We start from the raw sequence: 21,007 nt of genomic DNA on the forward strand, positions 1-21,007 counted from the left end.
CGTATAGCACATCCCCTCCCCCCAGGAACAAAGCACGCATTTTCTGGCACCGCTTCGGTAAATAACTGATTCAAAATGAAATCAAATCCGAACCAGTACCCTGACACCAGATCAGGCTGATTCCATGCTCCCAGACGGCCAGTGCTATACAGACTCCGCATAAGCCACCTTACACGGAATGGAACGTGACTTTCGAAGGGCAATACTGGCGAGTTTCGGTCAAGCGCGAAGAGGAGGTGCGGCGCATGCTTGGCGAACTTGGGGGCGTTGCATAGATGATCGCCGCTCTGCTTTATGGGAGCGGCATGAGGCTGGTGGAATGCCCACACCCCCGCGTGTCGGATGAGGAATCCGGCCGGAGATTGTGTGTGGTGCGATGCAGCGGCCCTACCCCATTCGGGCCGCACGGGTTCCCTGTACTCCATGACCTTTCCAATGCATGGTCCTAGAGTCGAGATTATCTCATTTTGTGACGCACTTCATGTTTCAGGTCAGGTTTTCCGTGCTGATCGCCAGGGGCCCCCCACCGTCAGGCGGTGTGTCGATCACCGACCTGCACACCGGTAACGTTGATCTGCTTGGGCGCGATGCCGAGGCAACTGTAATGCGTAAGCGGTATCTGCGCCCATCGTGTGATTTGTGACCCATTTCCTGTTTCAGCTCCAACTTGCCGTCCGGTTCGGCAGGGATGCCGGCCGTTTCCCGATTTTGCGTTTTTTGGGCGCCCCACTCCCCCGTTTTCTTGTATCGTGTGGCCTTTCTTCGCATCGACCAGAGATTCGGATAACCCCATGACGAACAAGAAGAAGATCACCATCATCGGTGCCGGCTTTTCCGGCATGGCGGCGGCGGCCACCCTGGCCCGGGAAGGGATGGACGTGACCGTGATCGAACGCCACGACATCCCCGGCGGACGGGGGCGGCAGTTCTCGGCGCAAGGGTTCACCTTCGACATGGGACCCAGCTGGTACTGGATGCCCGATGTGATCGATGACTTCTTCGCCCGCTTCGACCGTCGGGTATCGGACTATTTCGAGCTCAAACGGCTGGACCCGTCCTATCGGATCTATTTCGGCAAGGAGGATTACGTGGAGATCCCCGCCAGCATGGAAGAAGCAGAAGCCCTGTTCGAGGGCATCGAACCCGGCGCCGGGGCGCAGCTGCGGGCCTTCATGAAGGAGGCCGAGGTGAAGTACACCGTGGGCATCGGCGAGTTCGCCAACAAGCCCTGTCTGTCCATCATGGAGTTCGCCCAGCTGCGGCTGCTCAAGTATCTGTTTTCCATGCACCTGCTGCGCTCCTTCCGCAGCCACATCAGCCGCTACTTCAAGAGCCCCCGCATCCAGCGCATGCTGGAGTTCCCCATCCTGTTCCTGGGGGGGACGGGCCGCACCACCCCGGCCCTGTACAGCATGATGAACTACGGTGATATCAAGCTGGGCACCTGGTATCCCATGGGGGGCATGCACCAGCTGGCCCGGGCCATGCACCGGCTGGCGGAGGAACAGGGGGTGACGTTCCACTTCAGTACCGAGGCCACCCGCATCGACACCCGGGACGGCAAGGCGGTGGCGGTGGAGACGAACCAGGGGCGGTTCGAGGCGGATTTCGTCATCGCCTCCGGCGACTATCACCACATGGAACAGGTCCTGCTGCCCCGGGAGGCCCGCACCTACGACCAGGCCTACTGGGATAAGCGAGTCATGTCCCCCTCCTCCCTGATCTTCTACATGGGGGTGAACAGGAAGCTGGAGGGACTGTTGCACCACACCTTGCTGTTCGATGCGGATTTTGAGGCCCATGCGGCGCAAATCTATGAAGATCCTCAGTGGCCCACGGAACCCTCCCTGTACATCAATGTCACTTCCCAGACCGACCCTTCCGTGGCACCGGAAGGCCAGGAAAACCTCATGGTCCTGATCCCGGTGGCCCCGGGGCTGGAGGATACCCCGGCCGTGCGCGATCGGTACTACACCCTCGTCATGGACCGTATAGAGGCTATCACCGGCCAGTCCATCCGCGAGCATGTGGTGTATTGCCGCAGTTATGCCCACAATGACTTCACCGAGGATTATCATGCCTTCAAGGGGAACGCCTACGGCCTGGCCAATACCCTGATGCAGACCGCCTTCCTCAAGCCCCGCATGCAGAGCCGCAAGCTGGACAATCTGTACTTTGCCGGCCAGCTCACCGTGCCGGGACCGGGGGTGCCCCCCACCATTCTGTCCGGGACCATCGCCGCCGGCGAGATCCTGGGCCGTTGCCGGAGCCAGTCATGACCGAGATCGACCACCGACAGACCCGTCGTGACTACAGCCGGGGCAGCCTGCGCCGGGCGGACCTGGCCGCCGATCCGTTCGCGCAACTGGGCCGCTGGCTGGCGGATGCGGAGAACCAGCCCGATGCCACCGCCATGGCCCTGGCCACGGTGAATGACCACGGCCAGCCTTCGCAACGCATGGTCCTGCTCAAGCATCTGGATACCCGGGGGCTGTGCTGGTACTCCGATACCCGCAGCCAGAAGGGGCGGGAGCTGGCCCATAATCCCCGCGGCTGTCTGCTGTTCTACTGGGCGCCGCTGGAACGGCAGATCCGGGTGGAGGGAATCGTGGAGCGGTTGCCCGTGGCGGAGGCGGAGGACTATTTCCATAGCCGTCCGCTGGGTAGCCGGCTGGCGGCGGCGGCCTCGCACCAGAGCGCCCCCATCACCGGCCGGGATGAACTGGAGGCCCGGCTCAAGGCGGTGCAGGAACGCCATCCGGACGGGGACGTGCCCAGACCGGAGAGCTGGATCGGTTTCCGGCTGGTGCCGGAGGCCTTCGAGTTCTGGCAGGGCCGGGATAACCGGCTCCATGACCGGTTCCGCTACCACCGGGATGAGGCGGGCTGGGGGCTGACCCGGCTGATGCCGTAAGCCTCAGTCGGTCAGCACCAGCCGGGTGCCGAAGGGAGGCTCGGCGTCCTGAAAGGCCGCCGAGACCACCCACAACACGGGCCAGCCGGGCCGAAACTCGGCCGGCCCCTGCAGGTCCGTGAGCACCACGCCCATGTCCGGTCGATAGCGGTCCGCAGCCTGCAGCAAGGGGGTGAAGTCCGTGCCCCCGCCCCCTTCGAAGACGATGTCCCGCAGGTTGGATACCCCCGGCTCCAGCTCTTCCACCGCCCGCACCCGGGTATCGCCGATGACTACCACCAGGCGGGATTCCGTGCGCCGGGTGATGGCCTCGATCTCGGTGGCGAAACGGCCCAGCAAGGCCTCGTCGATGGAGCCGGACACGTCCACCACCAGCACCAGCCGTGGCACCGAGGCGGCGGTGACCATGCCCGGTTCCCAGGGCATGCGTCGCCCTCCCGGTGCCCGCCCCCGATTGGCCAGGTAGGACCGGGAGGGCCGGGACCAGGACACTTCCGGTCGGCGGGCCAGTCCCCGGCTGACCCGGGTACGCAGCACCTGTTCCCAGGGCACCTTCACCCGGGGCAGATCGGCGATGAGGCCCCGCAGCATGGAAAAGTCCCCGTCCCCGGCGTGGGCTCGGGTGATGCGCTGCGCCCATTCCCGGCTCTGCTCTGCCACAGTTTCCGGTTTGAGGGCATCCTCATCGGAGGGCAGCAGGTCCCTCAGAATATCCGCCCCCAGCTGACGGGCACGGGCCGCCCGGGGGCCGTCTTCCATGGCCTGGGCCTGACCGCCCTGCCCTTCCCGGGCAGGGCCCGAGCCGCCGTCACCCTCCCGGGATGACTGACTGGATTGCCGGGAAGACGAATCACTACTGGGCCGGCGGTCGTCGATCTGGCGATAGAGGCGTTCCACGTCCCATTCCAGCAAGGATTTTTCCTCGCTCTGCTGGATCTGCAGCACATCGTCCAGCAGGCTGGACAGGGTGACGGAGCCCTTGGGCAGGGCCATCCAGGTGAGGTGCCCGAGGCTGCTGTTGACGATGGCGTCGGCGCAGATGTTGAAGAGGGCCGGATCCACGCTGCCCCTCAGACGGGCGATGGCCTGCATACGCTGGGGGTGGCGCAGGGCCACGTGCAGCACTTGGTGGGCCACTAGGCCCACCTGCTGGGGATGAGGCAGTCGTTCGAAGGCGGGGCCGTAGAAGATGGTGTGGCCGTCGTTGGCGACGGTCAGGGCCTCCCGCCCGTCCGGCAGGTCACGGTGCTGCACCCACAGGGCCAGGCCGCCCGTGGACGGGGCGAATTCCACCAGGGTCTGGATGGCGCGGGTGCCCCGGTGGGTGGGGCCGGTGGTGAAGGTGGGGGTGTTCATTCCCCACGCTGTTCCATGTAGCGCCCGTAGACCGGACTGCCCAGCACGGCATTCTCCAGCCCCAGGGACAGGGCCCGGTGCATGAGCAGTTCCATGGTGAGGGTCTGGGCTTCGCGGATGGGCAGGGGCACGTCGCCGCGGATGTCCGGATACTGCTCCACGATCTCCAGGGCCCGGGCCATGCCGTGCTCCCCGGTCACCGCCGCCAAAAGGCCATAGATCATGCCGTACAGGCCGTCCAGGGTGCGGGGCAGCAGGGCCGCCGTCTCCTTGCCGGGGGCGGCTTCGAGCAGACGGGTGACGTCCACCCCGGCCTGGATCTCCCGCAACACACCGAAGAATTCCGCCGCGTTGGCGGCGCCGATGCGCCCCTGAACGAACAGGCGCTTGGCACTGTCGGACATGCCCGACTTGAGCACGTTGGAGATATCCTCCCAGCCCCGAGGGCTGGCGCCGATCAGGTAGTCGTTGGCCAGCTGGGTCTGGGTGTCGTCCAATTTGTCGGCACGCACCTTGAGGTAGGCCATGACCTCGGGGGCGAATCCCCGCGCCAGGGCATGTTCCAGAAAGGCGTCGATCACCGTCTGCACGTTGAAATGGAACATGCGGTCCGCCAGGGCCGTGCCCATGTCGTGGCTCACGGCGCCGTGGAAACGGGCATTGCCGGCCGCCACCACCATCCAGCCTTCGGGAAGGTGGTAGTGGCCGACGCGGCGGTCCAGGATCAGGGAATAAGCGGAGATCTGCAGGCGCTGGTCCGCGGCAGTCAGTTCGTCCAGGAACAGGATTCCTTCCGGGGTGTCGGCCTCGGGCAGGAATTCCGGTGGGAACCAAACGGTGCGGGACTGCTGTTCATCGGCGTAGATGGCGCCGCGAATGTCCACCGGTTCGATGGTGGTCAGACGCAGGTCCACCAAGGGAACGTCGTAGTGCCTCGCCAGCTGAGCGACGATGGAGGATTTCCCCACCCCCCGGGTCCCCCACAGCATGGAGGCCCGGCGCCGTAGCACCGGATCGGCATATTGCTCGATCAGGGCCTGCTTGGCGGCGGCAATGGATACTGCGGGGATGTTCATGGGGTTGCCTTGCATGCTTTAAATCCATCCTCTTGGTTCAAGAATCGGTGTCACGGACCCAGGCCGACAGATCCAGGGGTTTGGGCAGAGGTGGGATCTCCAGCACTGGAACTTCCCGCGACCAGCTCCAGAAGACCGCCAGCAACAGAACCGGCGGGATGCCGGTGGTCCACAGAGGCAAGGGCTCTTCGCGACCCAGGCCCAGCAGGTAAAGCACCGGTACCAGAGCCAGGATGCCCAATACCCCCTGGACCGGGAGGCTGCGGCGAAAGACCACCTGCCAGCGCCGACGCAGGAAGTGAGCATGAAAGTCCTCAGGGGGGTGGGAGAAGACCGCCACCAGATGGGAAATGGTCCGGGCAAACTTGCTTTCGGCATCCTCAGAACGCTCCGGCTCTCGATGGGCCAGTTTGATCGTGGACTTCCATCCGCTGTCCGTCGCCTGCAAGGCCCGCCAGGCGCGGCCGCGCACGGCCAACAGGTCGGCGGGCAAAGCCACCTCCCCTGCAGACGGCTTTTCCAGCACCAGCTTGGCCGGCAGACCTTCCACCTGGCGGGCGTCCAGACACAGGCGGCGACCGGCCACCACGGCCTCGCCGCCCGCAAACCGCATGGGCCAGATCTCACCGCCCTGCAGCCGACGCCGAACCACCCGGCGGACGCGATAGTCCAGAGCCGCCAGTACCCCGTCCACCCGCATGAACTGCTGCGCCGGCGCCACCTTGGTGAGTTGCCGGTAGACCCCTTCCACCGTAGGTCCTTCCACCTCAAGCCTGGCCTTGAGTCCCGAGGGATGGGCCAGGGTACGGACCAGGCGGAACTGGTCGGCCTTCGGGTTTTCCAGGGTGAGGGTTTCCGTCAGGGTCAGGCCGGCCAGACCCACGGACTCATGCTCGACGGGCTGAAAGACCAGGGTTCGTGCCTGCCGGTCCGTGGCCGCCAGGTCCACCCGGCGGCCGTCCCGTGAAAAGGGCGCCACCAGTTTGAGGATTTCGTGATGGGTCAGCGGGATCACCGTCCCTCCTGGGGTCTTTTCCGGGTTTTGCTCCGGTGGTGGATTGACGCCCATCATCCAGCGCACCGTGGCGCCGAGGGGCATGGCTTTTCTGACTGCCATAATATGAAATGTTTCCCCATGAATTTGCCGAAGGACGAGATGAGAAGGCCCCAGCCTGCACCGTCACTCCCGGTCGCCCTTGCCGTCACTCCCGATCGCCCTTGCCGTCACTCCCGCGAAAGCGGGAGCCCAGGGGATCCTGCACGTCAATGGATTCCCGCTTGCGCGGGAATGACGTATTCAGAATACCCCTTGAAGCCCCCCCCTCCTTGCCGTCACTCCCGATCGCCCTTGCCGTCACTCCCGCGAAAGCGGGAGCCCAGGGGGTCCTGCACGTCAATGGATTCCCGCTTGCACGGGAATGGCTTATTCAGAATATCTCCAATCTCATTCAAAAGCCTAAAGTCATTCAAGAGACTGCCGATACAAGCAGCATACCCATCATTCCCGGAGTTCACCGTGGTCAAGATCAACACACCCGTCACGGTCCTTCCCAGCACCCCCGACTTCAAGACCAGAAACCAGGGGATGTCCCAAGCTGGTGGCCGTACCGACAACGACAGCACTCGCGCGCTCTCGAACCTCCAGAACCGCATCCTGGAGGCCCTGGCCAAGCATACGCCCGGTCTGAACGCCGCCGGTTTCAAGCAGCTAAAGGCAGAGGATTACACCCCGGAAAAGGTCTCGGACCGGATCACCCAGTTCGTGGAAATGGGCCTGGCCAATGCCCGCGCCCGCGGGGCTTCCGAAGAACAGCTGCAGTCCATGTACGACAGCGCCATGAAAGGTGTGGAACGGGGTTTCAAGGAAGCTCGCGAGATCCTGGAAGGCCTCAACCTGCTCAATGGCCGTATCGCCGAACAGGTGGATGAGACGGAGCGGCTCACCTTAGAAGGTCTGACGGCCCTGGCACCCAATGGTCAGGGACAGTCCCTGTCGTCCCTGACCAATCTGTCGGTGATGCAGCGTTACAGCCGCGCCGAGAGCCTGGAACTAACCCTGACCACCCGCGAAGGCGACAAGGTGACCGTCCAGTTCCAGAGTGCCACGGACATCCAGGCACGCGGCGGGATGAGCCGCGACGGTGACCAGTCCATGCAGTGGCTGGATGTGAGCCGAGCCAAGCAGAGCGGCTACCGGTTCTCGGTTCAAGGTGATCTCAATGCCCAGGAGCTGGAGGCCATCGAGAACCTGGTGCGGGACGTGAGTGGCCTGGCCAATGAGTTCTTCAACGGAGATGTGCAAAAAGCCTTCGAGATGGTCCCTGATCTGCGCTTTGACAGCAGCCAATTGGCTTCCATGGATCTGAGCATGACCCGGGTGGAGCAGTATTCCGCCACGGCGCGATATCAGCAGACCCAGCAGATCGAGGAAGGCGAGCGTGCCCGGCCCGGCCTGCGTCTTGGACAGCTCATGCGGGAGATGCAGGAGCAGTTCAACCGTTCCGTGCTGGCGTTCCTGGATCGTCCGCAGGAAGAGGCGGGGCGGATCATGTCCGCGCTGGTGCAGCAGGATGTGCGGTTCCTTGAGGCCGGTGAGTCGCAGCAGGCCCGTTTCAGAGAGAATCTGGAGCGTCTGCTGGGCGCCCTACCCCGGCAGGAAGTTGATGGAGACGTTTGATTACCAAACCGGCAATTAAACAAGCATGATCATTTTCAACTTTAAACGATTGAAATCAATAGCTTGAGATTTTAAGTCAAAGACTTTTGATTGCCGGGTTAATAGTATGTCATTCCCGCGTAGGCGGGAATCCAGTGTGTGCAAAAACCCCTGGGCTCCCGCTTTCGCGGGAGTGACCGATCTCGGCACGGGCGCATATTGAGGCCGAGGCCTGGGCTCCCGCCTTCGCGGGAGTGACGGGAAGGGAAGCGGGAGTGACGGGAAGGGAAGCGGGAGTGAGGGGAAGGGGGATCGGGAGTGAAGGCGGCAACTTGGGAGTGACGCCAGAGGCCGCCGGGGACTTCATGGCCGCCGGCTGCGCCCCAGGCCGGACAGCGGATCCACGTCCCGCCACCCCATGAACAGCAGGGTGAACAGTCCGCCATGGAAGAACAGCGACGCCGCCCCCAGATGCGACAACTGCCAGACCATGGCCGTGGCCCCGGCCATGGCCGTCACCGCCAGGGTGTAACCCAGTAGGTAGCGGCGGTCCACGGGTCTCAAAAGACGCCAGCTCACGAGTGTCAGCGCGCCCAGGGTCAGCGCCGTTTTGAGGCCGGCAAATCCGCTCAGCAGGGCGGCCGTGTCGGCTTCGACGGCCTGCGACGCAGCCGGATCACGCAATGCCAGCACCAGCAGCACGGCCAGCAGGGCTCCGCCCCAAGGCAGCACCATGCGCCCATGGAGGGCTGCCTTGGGGTGTTCGGCGATGATGGATTTCATGGCCCTTCCTCATCAGCAAATGATGAGATTGGACCGCGGACACCGGGGAAAGTGGCATTTCCGGTCCGGGGGGCATCAGTAATCGTTTTATCTAACCCGATACTGGATTGGATGAGGCTTCGGTCACCCCATCGCGGCACTGAAGTGTACCGTCAGTGACCGCCGTCCCTGTCCTGGCCCGGCAGCGGCCGGCGGTGCAGGTCCTCGTAGTGACGGCCGGCGCAGTAGTCGATCTTCCAAAAATACAGCAGGTTGATCAGGCGTCGCAGCAGGCACCAGCGTCTGTCGCCTTCGGTACAGAGGCGATAGGCCTTGCCCGGTAGGGATTCCGGCAGGTCCTGGTGTGATGGGTCAACCTTCGGGGATTCCGTCATGGCTCGGGATCGTCCTGATGGACAAAGCGGTCAGGAGAGCAGGCTACTGCGTGGCTTTTTCAGGGTCAAGCAGCCGCTCCTGTACAGGAAATTGCCCCTGCACAGGAGCGACCCCTCCGGTCAGAGGCCCAGGCGCTCCGCAACAAAGTCTGCGTCCTTGTCACCGCGGCCGGACAGATTGATGAGGAAGCGGGTGCCGGGCTCGGCTTCCCGGGCGGCCTTCATCACCCAGGCCACCGCATGGGCGGATTCCAGAGCGGGAATGATCCCTTCCAGACGGGACAAGCTCATGAAAGCATCCAGACAGGCGTCGTCGTCCTGGGCATGGTACTCGGCGCGGCCGATATCCTTGAGATAGCTGTGCTCGGGACCGACGGAGGGGTAATCCAGGCCGGAGGCAATGGAATACACCGGCTGCGGCTCACCGGCCTCATCCTGCAGCATGTAGGAGTGGAAGCCATGCATGGTGCCCGGTGTGCCGTAGGTCAGGGTGGCGGCATGGTCGCCCAGTCCCAGACCGCGTCCACACGGCTCCACGCCCACCAGACGCACGGCCAGATCTTTCATGAAACCGGAGAACAGACCCATGGCGTTGGAACCCCCGCCCACGCAGGCCACCACATAGTCCGGCAGCTTGCCTTTGAGTGTCAGGAACTGTTCCCGGGCCTCGCGGCCGATGATGGACTGGAAGTCCCGCACCATCATGGGGAAGGGATGCGGACCCACCACGGAACCGATGGCGTAGAAGAAGTTCTCCGGGTCCTTCATGTATTCCTCGAAGGCGCTGTCCACGGCATCCTTGAGGGTGCGGGTGCCGGTCTCGACGCTGACCAGCTTGGCACCCAGGATCTTCATCTTGGTGACGTTGGGATGTTCCTTCTCGATGTCCACGGCCCCCATGTGGATCTCGCAGGGCAGCCCTACCAGGGCACAGGCGGTGGCCATGGCCACGCCGTGCTGGCCGGCACCGGTCTCGGCGAGGACCTTGGTCTTGCCCATGTGTTTGGCCAGCAGGGCCTCTCCCAGGGCATGGTTGATCTTGTGGGCACCAGTGTGGTTGAGATCTTCGCGCTTGAGGTAGATCTCGGCCTGGCCACCGCAATGGGCGCTCAGACGCTTGGCATGGTAGATGGGGCTGGGGCGACCGACATAGTAGGTGTAGAGCTCCGCCAACTCGTTCTGATAGGCCTCGGTCTGACGAATATCCAGGAAGGCCTGACAGATGTCATCCATGATGGCCTTGAGATGAGGAGGCACCGCTTGGCCACCGTAAGGACCAAAACAGCCATTGACATCGGGGGTGGACTGTTCAAGCAGGACTTTCAGGTCGGTTGCCGGGGCTTTGTTCATGGATCTCGACTCTCGTTTCAAAATCAGCGGTGGACTCAAACATCGATCAGGCTGTCAATAACCCGTAATGCTAACCGCCCTGCCCCAACCTGAACAGTGCCCGCGGCAATACCGGGTTTTAGCCCCATTACCTTGCTAATAAACAGGCATTTACTTATGGCAAATTCAAAACATGCTATGCTGCGCCGCTACATGACCGTCTGAATGAGCCTGCGCCATGCCGCAACATCGCCCATTGCTCGAAGATGACGTTCAGGACAAGGTCCTGGACGCGGCCCAGGAACAGGCCTGGCAGCACCTGCAGCGTATCCGTGATGACCTGCTCGCCGCCCCGCCCCGCCCCGCCCGCAGCCATGCCTTCACCCGCTGGCTCCGCCGCGCACCAACACCTGCCGAACCCGTCCGCGGCCTCTACCTCTGGGGCGACGTGGGTCGCGGCAAGACCTTTCTGGTGGACCGGTTCTTCGAGGCACTGCCCCTGGAAGACAAGCTGCGGCTGCATTTTCACCGCTTCATGCAGAGGGTCCATGCCGAACTCAAGACCCTCAAGGACCAGCCCGACCCCATCCGCATCGTCAGCCACCGGCTGGCCACGGCGCGGGTGCTGTGCCTGGACGAGTTCTTCGTCTCCGACATCACCGATGCCGTGCTCCTGCACCGCCTGCTGGCGGGCCTGATGGAAAACGGGGTGACCCTGATCACCACCTCCAACATCCCGCCCCGGGCGCTGTACAAGGACGGCCTGCAGCGGGAACTGTTCCTGCCCGCCATCGACATCCTGCAACGTCATCTGGAGGTGGTACATCTGGATGGGGCTGTGGACTATCGGCTGCGCGCCCTGGAACAGGCGGAAATCTACCATGCCCCGCTGGATGACGAAGCCGGGGTCCGTCTCAACGAGGCCTTTCAGTCCCTGGCGCCGGAGCCCGGTACCCAAGGCGGTGCTCTGGCGGTGGAAGGACGACAGATCCCGGTGCAAAGACTGGCCGACGGGGTGGTCTGGTTCCACTTCAAGGATATCTGCGACGGCCCCCGCAGCCAGCTGGATTATGTGGAAATCGCCCGGGAATTCCATACCGTGCTGATCTCCGGGCTGCCGGTCATGGATGCGGCCATGGAAAATGCGGCACGGCGGTTCCTGGCCCTGGTGGACGAATTCTACGACCGCAAGGTCAAGCTGATCATCTCGGCCGAGGCCCGTCCCGAGCAGATCTACCAGGGACAGCGACTGCGGTTCGAATACCAGCGCTGTGTCAGCCGCCTGCTGGAGATGCAGTCACGGGCGTACCTGGCCAGTCCCCACCTACCCTGACGGGTGTCATTTGATCCCGGCGGGACAATAATTTAATGTCGCCGTATTATCCGGACTGAACGCAGGGATTCCCGCCGGTCCCGGGCGTGAATCCCTGACCATGGAATAACCGATCGACCGTCCAGCCGGGACTCATCCACAGCGGCCAAGGCGTTTCACCATGCTGATCAAGCACCCCGACGACCATTCCCATCATGCAGAAGCACTCCACGAACTGATGGAGTCCTATCCCGGGCAGTCGGCCGAGATTCATCGGGAGTTGCTGCGGCTGCAGTTGCGCGAATCCATCCACATGTTCGCGGAACTGCTGGAAATGCAGATGGATCCCCTCGACGAGACTGTGGTGCTCCTGCATGACCTGCGCCTTGAGCACGAAGGCCGTGTCGTGGAGATCGATCACCTGCTCATCAACCGCAACCTGCAGATCACCTTGGTGGACTCCGTTCTTATCGGCTGCGGATCCTTGCGAGTCACCGCGACCGGTGAAAGCCTCATCTGCCCCGAGGGCAATAGCCGCTGGCTGACGGCCGTCAGGCAGCCGTTCCCGGAACTGGAGGAAAAGGCGCAGATCCTGGGACGGATCCTGGACGCAGGGTGGTGGCCCAAACGCATGGGTATCCCCCTGGCGCATCCCATCGAGACCTGCCTGGTGGTGGACGATCACGACAGGATTGTCCTGGATGATCCGGCCATCTATGCATCCCGCGTCATCAAACTGGGGGATTTCCTGCCCTGGTACGCCAAACAGCGGATGAAGACCCCACTGACCCAGGGCGTGAAGGCACTCGTGCGCAGGGCCACCAACCGGGTGGACTTGAACACCCTGGAGCGGATCGGCTTCGATCTGATGGACCGGCACCAGCCTGCCCCGATGGACTATGAAGAACGCCTGGATCTGGATCAACCGGAACCGGTATCTCCGGAAGAGATCGAAGACGGCGAGATGGAGAGGGGCCAAGACATCGCCGTGCAGGATGAGGAGGCGCCGCCGGAACCCACCCCACAGCCGTCCGGAGAAGAGGCAGCCGACACGCCGCTACCGAATGACACCCGCGCTGCGGAGGACGATCGTCAGCCCTCTTCCCGCATCGCCGCGGCACTGAAGATGAAGACGCCTGAATTCCTCGCCGAAATGGAATCCAAAGGCATGCTGAAAAGGAATCAAAAGGATCAACTGGAGTTGACCCCGGCCGGACGCAAACTCGGCGGAAAGGTCAGGGGGCGCGGCGGCAATCGCTCGTTCTCATGGCTTAAATCCGCGATTGAGCCCCTGTTCAAGGACCCGGGACCGGACCAGCAAAAACAGACCTGAGGCAATCCAAACGCCGATAGCGCGGACCGATTCTGATGATCACCGGTATACTCTAAGCTCAGACGTAGCCACAGAGCCCGGTAATGTGGACAAGCTCACCGTCCTGATCGTCGATGACGAACCCGTCAACCTGTCCCTGCTGACAGAGTTGCTGCGTGCCGATTATCGGGTCAGGGCGGCCGGTTCGGGCCGCCATGCACTCAAGGCAGCGGCCTCCAACCCCCCTCCGGATCTCATCCTGCTGGATGTCATGATGCCGGAGATCGATGGCTACACCGTCCTGGAAACCCTGCGTACCCACCCCGACACCCGGGATATCCCGGTGATTTTTCTCACCGCCCTGAGCGATGCCGTCGACGAGGAACGGGGCCTGGAATGCGGCGCCAACGATTACATCACCAAACCCATCAAACCCGCCGTGCTGCGTGCTCGGGTCCGCACCCAGCTGGATGTGAAGCAGGCCCGTGACTTTCTGCAGAACAAGAATGCCTTTCTGGAAGCCGAGATCGCGCGCCGGATGGTGGATCACGAAATCGCCCAGCAGGTCGGCATCCGCGCCCTGGCCCACCTTGCAGAAACCCGTGACCCCGAAACCGGCAACCACATCCTGCGCACCCAGGTCTATGTGAGACTGCTGGCTGAAAAACTCAGGGACCACCCCCGTTTCGTGTCCCACCTCACACCCGCCAACATCGAACTCCTGACCAAGTCGGCCCCCCTGCATGACATCGGCAAGGTAGGCATCCCGGACAGTATCCTGCTCAAGCCCGGGCCACTGACCGATGATGAATGGCGCATCATGAAGACCCATGCCCGGCTCGGCTTTGATGCCATTGAGCGGGCGGAGGCCGATGTGGAACGCCCGGTTCCTTTTCTCATCCTGGCCAAGGAGATCGCCCGCTGGCACCACGAAAAATGGGACGGCAGCGGTTATCCGGATGGTCTGACCGGGGACGCCATTCCCGTCTCGGCCCGGATCATGGCGGCGGCGGACGTCTTCGATGCCATGACCTCGCCCCGGGTCTACAAACCGGCCCTGCCCATGAGTCAGGCCCGCCACTTCATCGGCGATGCCCGTGGACGCCATTTTGATCCCGACGTGACGGATGCCTTCATGGCTGTCTACGATGAATTCGCACGCGTCGCCCATCACCATCCCGACGCTGAAACCGCATGAACCATGAATCCCTGCTGCCGGATGCAGGCGGAGAGCTTTCCTGGCTCATCGTGACCATCATGGTCGTCCTGATGATCCTCCTTGTCGCCACGGCCACGGCCATGCTCCTGAATCAGCGCCGTCGGCTGCAACTGGAGCAGGCCATCAGCCGGGAGAAAGCAGAGCGCCTGGCCGTGGCCGAACAGCACCAGCAACAGCTCCAGGCCTCGGAGGCGCGCCTGCGGGAACGCGAAGAACTGCTACAGCAGTTCATCGAGCACGCCCCTGCGGCCCTGGCCATGTTCGATCGGGACATGCGCTACCTGGCCACCAGCCGCCGCTGGCGGGACATCTATGGCCGCGGCGAAAGGGAAGTAACCGGTGCCAGCCATTACGACGTCTTTCCCGAGATCGGCGAGACCTGGAAAGCCGTCCACCGGCGCGGCCTTGCCGGCGAGATCATCCATGCCGAAGAGGATCGCTTCGAGCATGCCGACGGCATGGTGCAATGGCTACGCTGGGAGGTACGCCCATGGCTCCATGACGACGGCGACGTGGGCGGCATCATGATCCTGTCAGAGGACATCACCGAACGTCACCACCAGTCATGGACCCTGCGCCTGCTGGCGCGGCGGGCGGAGGCCCTGCTCGAGTTGCCCAAGGCCGCCGAGGTCCTGGAGGAGACCGCTTTTTTGCAACATACCCTGACCATTGCAGAGGACCTGACCGACAGCCGGGTCGGTTTCATCCACTTCGTGCATGAAGACGGCGACCAGGTTGAAATGATCGCCTGGTCAGAACGGACCCTGGCTGATGCCTGCCGTGCGGGTCAGACCCCCCCCCATTATCCCCTGGCGCAGGCCGGCATATGGGCCGATGCCGCACGCCGGAAAATGCCGCTGATCATCAATGACTATGCCGGCCGGCCGGACAGGAAGGGACTACCGCAAGGTCACTGTCCCCTGACACGGGTTCTGGCCGTGCCGGTGATCGAACAGGGCCGCGTGGTCATGGTGGCCGGGGTGGGTAACAAACCGTCCGATTACACCGATACCGATACGGAAACCCTGCGACTGATCGCTGAACAGACCTGGCACCGGGTGCAGCGTCAGCAGTCCGAAAACCACCTGCGCCAACTTTCCCTGGCCATCGAGCAAAGCCCCGACAGTATCGTCATCACCGATCTGCAGGCACGGATACTGTACGTCAATGAGGCGTTTCTGCAGATCACGGGATATAGCCGCAATGAAGTCCTGGGGCAGAACCCGCGCTTCCTGCAGTCCGGCAACACCCCGCCGACGCACTACCAACGCATGTGGAAGAAACTGACGCAGGGAAAGCCCTGGAAGGGTGAGTTCTACAACCGGCGCAAGGACGGCACTGAATACATCGAATTCGGCCATGTCGCCCCGCTGCGACAGCCGGACGGCGACATTACCCACTACGTCGCGGTCAAGGAAGACATCACCGAAAAGAAACGCACCGCGGCGGAACTCGATCGTCACAGACACCAGCTGGAAACCCTGGTGGCCGACCGCACGGCACAGCTGGAAGATGCCCGCCGACGAGCCGACTCCGCCAATCAGGCCAAAAGCGCCTTTCTCGCCAACATGACCCACGAAATCCGCACTCCGCTTAATGCCATCGTGGGCCTGGTGCACCTGCTGCGTACGGGGAACGCCACCCCCGCGCAACGGGAAAGGCTGAACAAGGTGGACAGTGCCGCCCATCACCTGCTCTCCATCATCAGCGACATCCTGGACATTTCCAAGATCGAGGCCGGCAAGTTCACCCTGGATCAGCAGGATTTCCACCTCTCCGCAATCCTGGATCATGTGCGCTCGGTGATCTCCGAGACGGCGCGCGCCAAGGGTCTCACCCTGACGACCGACACCGACACCGACACCGATACGATCCCCGTCTGGCTGCGGGGCGATCCGGCCCGGCTACGCCAGGCCCTGCTCAATCTGGCGGGCAACGCGGTGAAGTTTACGGAACAGGGGACGATCACCTTGCGTGCCCGACGACTGTCGGGCCGGGGAGACACGGTGCGGATCCGCTTCGAGGTGGAAGATACCGGCATCGGAATCGAGGCAAGCCGCCTGGACCTGCTGTTCCAGCCCTTCGAACAGGCGGATACTTCCATCACGCGCAAGTATGGTGGAACCGGCCTGGGACTGGTGGTCACGCGTCGACTGGCGGAGCTCATGGGCGGCGGCGCCGGCGCCCGCAGTGAACCCGGCAAGGGCAGCCTGTTCTGGTTTGACGTCAGGCTCAACCAAGGCCGCGCCCCCGGATCCGTCGCTGACGGCATGCGGAACGAGGCCATCCCCGCCACGGAGCGTATCAAGCAACATGCCGGCAAGCGAGTGCTGCTGGTGGAGGATAACCCCATCAATCAGGAGGTGGCCGCGGAGCTTCTGCAGCGGGTCGGCCTGTCGGTGGACAGCGCACGGGACGGGGGGGAGGCCTTGCACATGGCAACGACGGCGGACTATGACCTGATCCTGATGGATGTACACATGCCCGGCATGGATGGACTGACCGCCACACGACACATCCGCGCCCTGCCCGGCCGGGACCGGACCCCCATCCTGGCCATGACCGCCAATGTGTTCGAGGAAGACCGGCGTGCCGCCCTGGCGGCGGGGATGAATGACTTCATTCCCAAACCCGTGGAACCGGAATTGCTCTACCGGGCCATCGCACGTCGGCTGAACCCGGGCACGGTAGAGACCGTAGAAACCGTAGAGACCGTCGGTTCGGGAACAGAGCAGGCAGCGGGTCAGGATCGGGGGCATGCCGCGCCCCGAGGATTACCCACCGGCGTCGGCTACCACGAACAATATCGGGCACTCATCCCCCGCTTTCTGCAGCATCACGATGAAGACCCCGCCCTGTTCAGGGATCTGGCCGACCAGGGCGAGTGGGAGGCATTGAGCCGACGCGCCCACGCCCTCAAGGGGGCGTCCGCCAATCTGGGTGCCGAGACCATTGCCGTCATTGCCCGGGAGCTGGAAGGGCTGGGACGCGATGCACAGGACACGAAAATGCTGAACACCTTGTGTGAACAACTGCGACACACCCTGGATAACCTGAGGACCGGCTTCCCGACCGCAAGTGAAGCCCCCCACCCTCCCGAGTCCGTCGACAATGACATCCCTTCCATTGCGCCTGAGGATGGGCGGCGCCTGCTGGATCAGATGGAAGTCCTGCTGGACGGTGACGATACCGACATCGTCGATGTTTACGAGGCACACCGGGACTGGCTGCACAGGACCCTGGGCCCGGAAGCCCAGGCGCTGCAGCGGCATATCGACCACTTCGACTACCCCGCAGCCCTGGAGCTTCTCAGACGCCTGCGCCGCTAGGCGCAGGCAACGGCGCGGACCGCATCTCCACGGGGGTCACTCCCGGTCAGACGCAGGTCAAACCGTTCCTGCAACACTTGAAACACGTCGGGGGTAATGAAGGCCGGCGGATTCGGCCCCAGCGTGATCCCCTTCACCCCCAGACTCAGCAGGGTCAGCAGTACCGCCACCGCCTTCTGCTCGAACCAGCTGATCACCAGGGTCAGCGGCAGTTCGTTGATCCCGCAGTTCATGGCCTGGGCCAGGGCGGTGGCCACCCGGATGGCGCCGTAGGCGTCATTGCACTGCCCCATGTCCAGCAGACGGGGGAAGCCCAGGTGTTCGCCGTAGTCATGGTCGCGGATACGGTATTTGCCGCAGCCCAGGGTGAGGATGAAGGTATCCCGGGGCGTGGCCTCGGCATAGTCGCTGAAGTAGTTGCGGCCCTTGGCCGCCCCGTCGCAACCGCCGATGACGAAGAAGCGCCGGATCTGACCGGCCTTCACCGCGTCGAGTAGGGTCTCGGCGTGGGCCAGCAGCACGCTGTGATGGAAACCCACCATCGACTCACCGGTCACGGCGGCGGGGCAAGGCGCGCAACGCCGGGCGGCCTCGATCACGGCCGAGAAATCATCACCCTCGATGCACTGCCCCTGAGGCACCGCCGTGGCCCGGGTGGTGAACAGGCGATCCCGATAACTTTCCGGCGGGATCAACACGCAGTTGGTAGTGGCCAGGATGGCACCGGGGAACTGGGCAAACTCCCGCTTCTGATCCTGCCAGGCACCGCCGAAGTTGCCGGCCAGGTTCGGATGCCGATGAAGCTTGGGATACATGTGAGCCGGCAGCATCTCGCCGTGGGTGTAAACCATGATGTCGGTGCCTTCCACCTGCTTGAGCAGGTGCCACAGATCCAGCAGGTCATGGCCGGTTACCAGGATGCCGGGGCCGGCCACCGTACCGTGTCTGACGGTGGCCGGGGCGGGCTGGCCGAAGGTCTCCACATGGCCCCGGTCCAGCATCTCCATCACCTTCAGGTTCATCTGTCCGCAGCGCAGGCACAGCGCCAGCAGGCTCTCCATGTCGAAATTGACGTTGGTCATGGTGGCGAACAGGGCCTCCTCCATGAAGGCGGCCACCTCCGGATCGGACTGACCCAGACGGCGGGCATGGTGGGCATAGGCGGCCATGCCCTTGAGGCCGTAGAGCAGCAACTCCTGCAGGGAATGCATGTTCTCATCCTTGCCGCAGGTGCCTGGCGAGCTGACACAGGCGGTCTGGCGGAAGGTCTGTTCGCACTGGTTGCAATTCATGACTGCGCTCCTGGAGGGATCTGAAAATGTGGTCGCAGTATGGGTAGCAGGCCGACGGCCCGGCCTTGACTCGCATCAAGGCGAAAACAGCCACGTTGCCGAGCCTGCAGCACCGTCCGATAGCGTGCCGCAGCTCCGCTCCCGGCAAGCCGTCCTGGCAAGTCTCAGGCGGGTTGACTATAAGCATGCTATGGCCGGCCCTCGTGCCGGGCGACTTTCCGGCCATCATCTGTAGTACTCAGCGCTGGCCTTGCCCCTGCCGGAGACGGATATGGAACTGACGGCCATTCATCAGACCTTCGATCACTGGGTGGCTCAGCTGCAGCAGCAGGGTCTGCCGGCCCGCCTGAGCAGCCGCCTGGATGCCATCGATCCGGCGCTGACCGTCGCCGCCACCCTGCTGGGCATCGCGCCTGAACCCCGCCGCCGGGCACAGGCCTCGCCCCGGCGGCGGGGCATGGTGCGCCCCGTTGCCAGGGCCGGCTACCTGGTTTCCGTGGGCGGTGATGACGATCGGCAGACGGCCCACGCCCTGCTCCAGCTCCTGGCATGGGCCGAACTGGAACCCGATTTCACGGTATCGGACGCCAGCCCGGCTCCGGTCTGGTGGCTGGCCCAGGGGGCCAGGCCACGCCCCGGCTTTCAGCTGGAAGCCTGCATCACGTGTCATGAGGACTTCCAGGCAGCACCGCCCGTCAGAGTCCGGGAAGTCCATCTACAGACGCGAAACTGACACCCCATCCGGCCCCCTGCGGCCGGTCCATCTTGGGCACCAACGTCACAGGAGCTGCGCAATGGGTAAATATCTGGCACCCGGGGTGTATGTGGAAGAGGTGCCCTCCGGTGCCCGCCCCATTCAGGCGGTGGGCACCAGCACGGCGGGCTTCGTGGGCATCGCTCCACTACCCTCGGCGCACCCCCAGGAGGCAGTCGGCATCAGCAATTGGACCCAGTTTCTGCGGGAATTCGTGTCCAATGGAGGCGATCACGTCGGCAATCATCTGGCACAGGCCGTCTATGGGTTTTTTCTCAACGGTGGCAGCCGCTGCTACGTGGTCAATTGCCAGAGCGAGGACCAGCTCACCGGCAGCCACCAGGGTGTGAATGTCCTGGAGACGGTGGACGAGGTGGCCATCGTGGCCGCCCCCGGCATGACCGGTGCATCCGCTTATGATGCCGTCCTGAGCCACTGCGAGCTGATGGAAAATCGTGTGGCCATCCTCGACGGTGCACCCGAGGCCCCCTCCATGCAGGCGCTGATCCAGGTAGCCACCGAGGGGGGCCGACGCCGCCAAGCCGGGAGTCCGGAAGCAGAGGCGGAGCCTGCCGCAAACCCCAAGCAGGTACAGGGGCTGCGACCGCGGAATTCCGACCAGGGCTACGGTGCCGTCTACTTCCCATGGATCGTCTGTGCCGATCCCTTCCGTCCGGGCCATCCCCTGTTCACCCCCCCCTCCGGTCATCTGGCGGGGATCTATGCCCGTTGTGACGCCCGGCGCGGGGTACACAAGGCCCCGGCCAACGAGAGCATCCGGGGCGCCCTGGACGTGCGCTACCGGCTCACGCGGCAGGAACAGGCGGAACTCAATCCCCAGGGCGTCAACTGTATCCGTTTCTTTCCCGGTGAGGGCATTCGTGTCTGGGGCGCACGGACCCTGGCCCCGGCCGCCGGCGAATGGCGCTATATCAACGTGCGCAGGCTGTTCAACATGGTGAAGGAGTCCATTGCGCTGAGTACCCGCTGGGTGGTGTTCGAACCGAATGACGAATACCTGTGGAAGGCCATCGTGCGGGACGTCTCCGCCTTCCTCACCCTACTCTGGCGCCAGGGTGCCCTCCAGGGGGGCACCCCTGAAGAGGCCTTTTTCGTCCAGTGTGATGCCGTTACCAATCCCCAGGAAGTGATTGACGCCGGCCGGGTCGTCACCCGTATCGGCCTGGCCCCGGTGAAGCCGGCCGAGTTCGTCATCTTCCAGATCGGACAGGGGTCTGGGGGCGTGGAGCGGGAAGCTCCGGCCGGCGGCTGATCACCCACAGCCCATGACGGCCCTTGCA

General features: G+C 63.6%; 16 protein-coding genes and 2 pseudogenes. 11 read left to right on the forward strand and 7 right to left on the reverse strand.

The genetic code is table 11. The features are described from left to right. The first annotated feature begins 791 nt into the window (after positions 1-791). Together LQ956_RS13220 and pdxH are read left to right on the forward strand one after the other, a co-directional pair. Positions 792-2,279 (forward strand): phytoene desaturase family protein, encoded by a 1,488-nt coding sequence (locus tag LQ956_RS13220; RefSeq protein ID WP_238630177.1) that lies wholly within the window; start codon positions 792-794, stop codon positions 2,277-2,279. Further along, positions 2,276-2,914 carry a pyridoxamine 5'-phosphate oxidase gene (pdxH, locus tag LQ956_RS13225; RefSeq protein ID WP_238630176.1) on the forward strand — a complete coding sequence of 213 codons (639 nt, stop codon included), beginning with the start codon at positions 2,276-2,278 and terminating at the stop codon, positions 2,912-2,914. The genes LQ956_RS13220 and pdxH overlap by 4 nt, the downstream gene beginning before the upstream one ends. Before the next feature lie 3 nt (positions 2,915-2,917). Here the strand turns inward: pdxH and LQ956_RS13230 are convergent, their stop codons facing one another. Genes LQ956_RS13230 through LQ956_RS13240 form a run of 3 tightly spaced genes read right to left on the reverse strand, consistent with a single transcriptional unit; the run spans position 2,918 to position 6,463 of the window. After that, complete coding sequence (locus tag LQ956_RS13230; protein WP_238630175.1) at positions 2,918-4,270, reverse strand: vWA domain-containing protein; 1,353 nt, start codon at positions 4,268-4,270, stop codon at positions 2,918-2,920. Continuing rightward, positions 4,267-5,361: an AAA family ATPase gene (locus LQ956_RS13235; protein WP_238623187.1), complete on the reverse strand. Its 1,095-nt coding sequence runs from the start codon at positions 5,359-5,361 to the stop codon at positions 4,267-4,269. The genes LQ956_RS13230 and LQ956_RS13235 overlap by 4 nt, the downstream gene beginning before the upstream one ends. A 22-nt stretch (positions 5,362-5,383) precedes the next feature. Continuing rightward, positions 5,384-6,463, reverse strand: a complete 1,080-nt coding sequence (locus LQ956_RS13240) for a hypothetical protein (RefSeq protein ID WP_238623188.1) — start codon at positions 6,461-6,463, stop codon at positions 5,384-5,386. 399 nt (positions 6,464-6,862) lie between these two features. Here LQ956_RS13240 and LQ956_RS13245 point away from each other — a divergent pair, with 399 nt between their 5' ends. Continuing rightward, positions 6,863-8,023: a DUF5610 domain-containing protein gene (locus LQ956_RS13245; protein WP_238630174.1), complete on the forward strand. Its 1,161-nt coding sequence runs from the start codon at positions 6,863-6,865 to the stop codon at positions 8,021-8,023. 342 nt (positions 8,024-8,365) lie between these two features. Here LQ956_RS13245 and LQ956_RS13250 read toward each other — a convergent pair whose 3' ends face one another. From LQ956_RS13250 to trpB, 3 genes are all read right to left on the reverse strand, one after another. Beyond that, the gene (locus LQ956_RS13250; protein WP_238623190.1) at positions 8,366-8,785 is read right to left on the reverse strand and encodes a hypothetical protein; all 420 of its coding nucleotides are present in this window, start codon (positions 8,783-8,785) and stop codon (positions 8,366-8,368) included. A 152-nt stretch (positions 8,786-8,937) separates the two neighbouring features. After that, the gene (locus tag LQ956_RS13255; protein WP_238623191.1) at positions 8,938-9,159 is read right to left on the reverse strand and encodes a hypothetical protein; all 222 of its coding nucleotides are present in this window, start codon (positions 9,157-9,159) and stop codon (positions 8,938-8,940) included. A 120-nt stretch (positions 9,160-9,279) separates the two neighbouring features. Next, complete coding sequence (gene trpB, locus LQ956_RS13260; protein ID WP_238623192.1) at positions 9,280-10,509, reverse strand: tryptophan synthase subunit beta; 1,230 nt, start codon at positions 10,507-10,509, stop codon at positions 9,280-9,282. Between the two features lie 217 nt (positions 10,510-10,726). Here trpB and zapE point away from each other — a divergent pair, with 217 nt between their 5' ends. The 6 genes and pseudogenes from zapE to LQ956_RS15135 all read left to right on the forward strand — a co-directional run bounded on the left by zapE (position 10,727) and on the right by LQ956_RS15135 (position 17,660). Then, a complete protein-coding gene (gene zapE / locus LQ956_RS13265) occupies positions 10,727-11,821 on the forward strand; it encodes a cell division protein ZapE (RefSeq protein ID WP_238630173.1) in 1,095 nt (364 codons plus the stop codon). Between the two features lie 160 nt (positions 11,822-11,981). After that, positions 11,982-13,133 carry a nuclease-related domain-containing protein gene (locus LQ956_RS13270; RefSeq protein ID WP_238630172.1) on the forward strand — a complete coding sequence of 384 codons (1,152 nt, stop codon included), beginning with the start codon at positions 11,982-11,984 and terminating at the stop codon, positions 13,131-13,133. Positions 13,134-13,218: 85 nt separating this feature from the next. Next, positions 13,219-14,310, forward strand: a complete 1,092-nt coding sequence (locus LQ956_RS13275; protein ID WP_238630171.1) for a response regulator — start codon at positions 13,219-13,221, stop codon at positions 14,308-14,310. Positions 14,311-14,411: 101 nt separating this feature from the next. Continuing rightward, positions 14,412-15,773 (forward strand): annotated as a pseudogene (locus LQ956_RS15125) (PAS domain S-box protein); the annotation flags it as partial. A gap of 42 nt (positions 15,774-15,815) precedes the next feature. Beyond that, positions 15,816-16,061 (forward strand): annotated as a pseudogene (locus tag LQ956_RS15130) (histidine kinase dimerization/phospho-acceptor domain-containing protein); the annotation flags it as partial. A 21-nt stretch (positions 16,062-16,082) separates the two neighbouring features. Further along, on the forward strand, positions 16,083-17,660 hold the full coding sequence (locus LQ956_RS15135; protein ID WP_430733477.1) for an Hpt domain-containing protein: 1,578 nt from the start codon (positions 16,083-16,085) through the stop codon (positions 17,658-17,660). On the opposite strand, the gene hcp is transcribed toward LQ956_RS15135, so the two are convergent. Continuing rightward, the gene (hcp, locus tag LQ956_RS13285) at positions 17,657-18,952 is read right to left on the reverse strand and encodes a hydroxylamine reductase (protein WP_238630169.1); all 1,296 of its coding nucleotides are present in this window, start codon (positions 18,950-18,952) and stop codon (positions 17,657-17,659) included. The genes LQ956_RS15135 and hcp overlap by 4 nt on opposite strands. Before the next feature lie 271 nt (positions 18,953-19,223). Here hcp and LQ956_RS13290 point away from each other — a divergent pair, with 271 nt between their 5' ends. Next, complete coding sequence (locus LQ956_RS13290; protein WP_238630168.1) at positions 19,224-19,685, forward strand: hypothetical protein; 462 nt, start codon at positions 19,224-19,226, stop codon at positions 19,683-19,685. 61 nt (positions 19,686-19,746) lie between these two features. After that, positions 19,747-20,979, forward strand: a complete 1,233-nt coding sequence (locus LQ956_RS13295; protein ID WP_238630167.1) for a phage tail sheath family protein — start codon at positions 19,747-19,749, stop codon at positions 20,977-20,979. Positions 20,980-21,007: the final 28 nt, after the last annotated feature.

The sequence above is a fragment of the Ectothiorhodospira lacustris genome, assembly GCF_022227845.1.
GTDB classification, from domain to species: Bacteria; Pseudomonadota; Gammaproteobacteria; order Ectothiorhodospirales; family Ectothiorhodospiraceae; genus Ectothiorhodospira; species Ectothiorhodospira lacustris.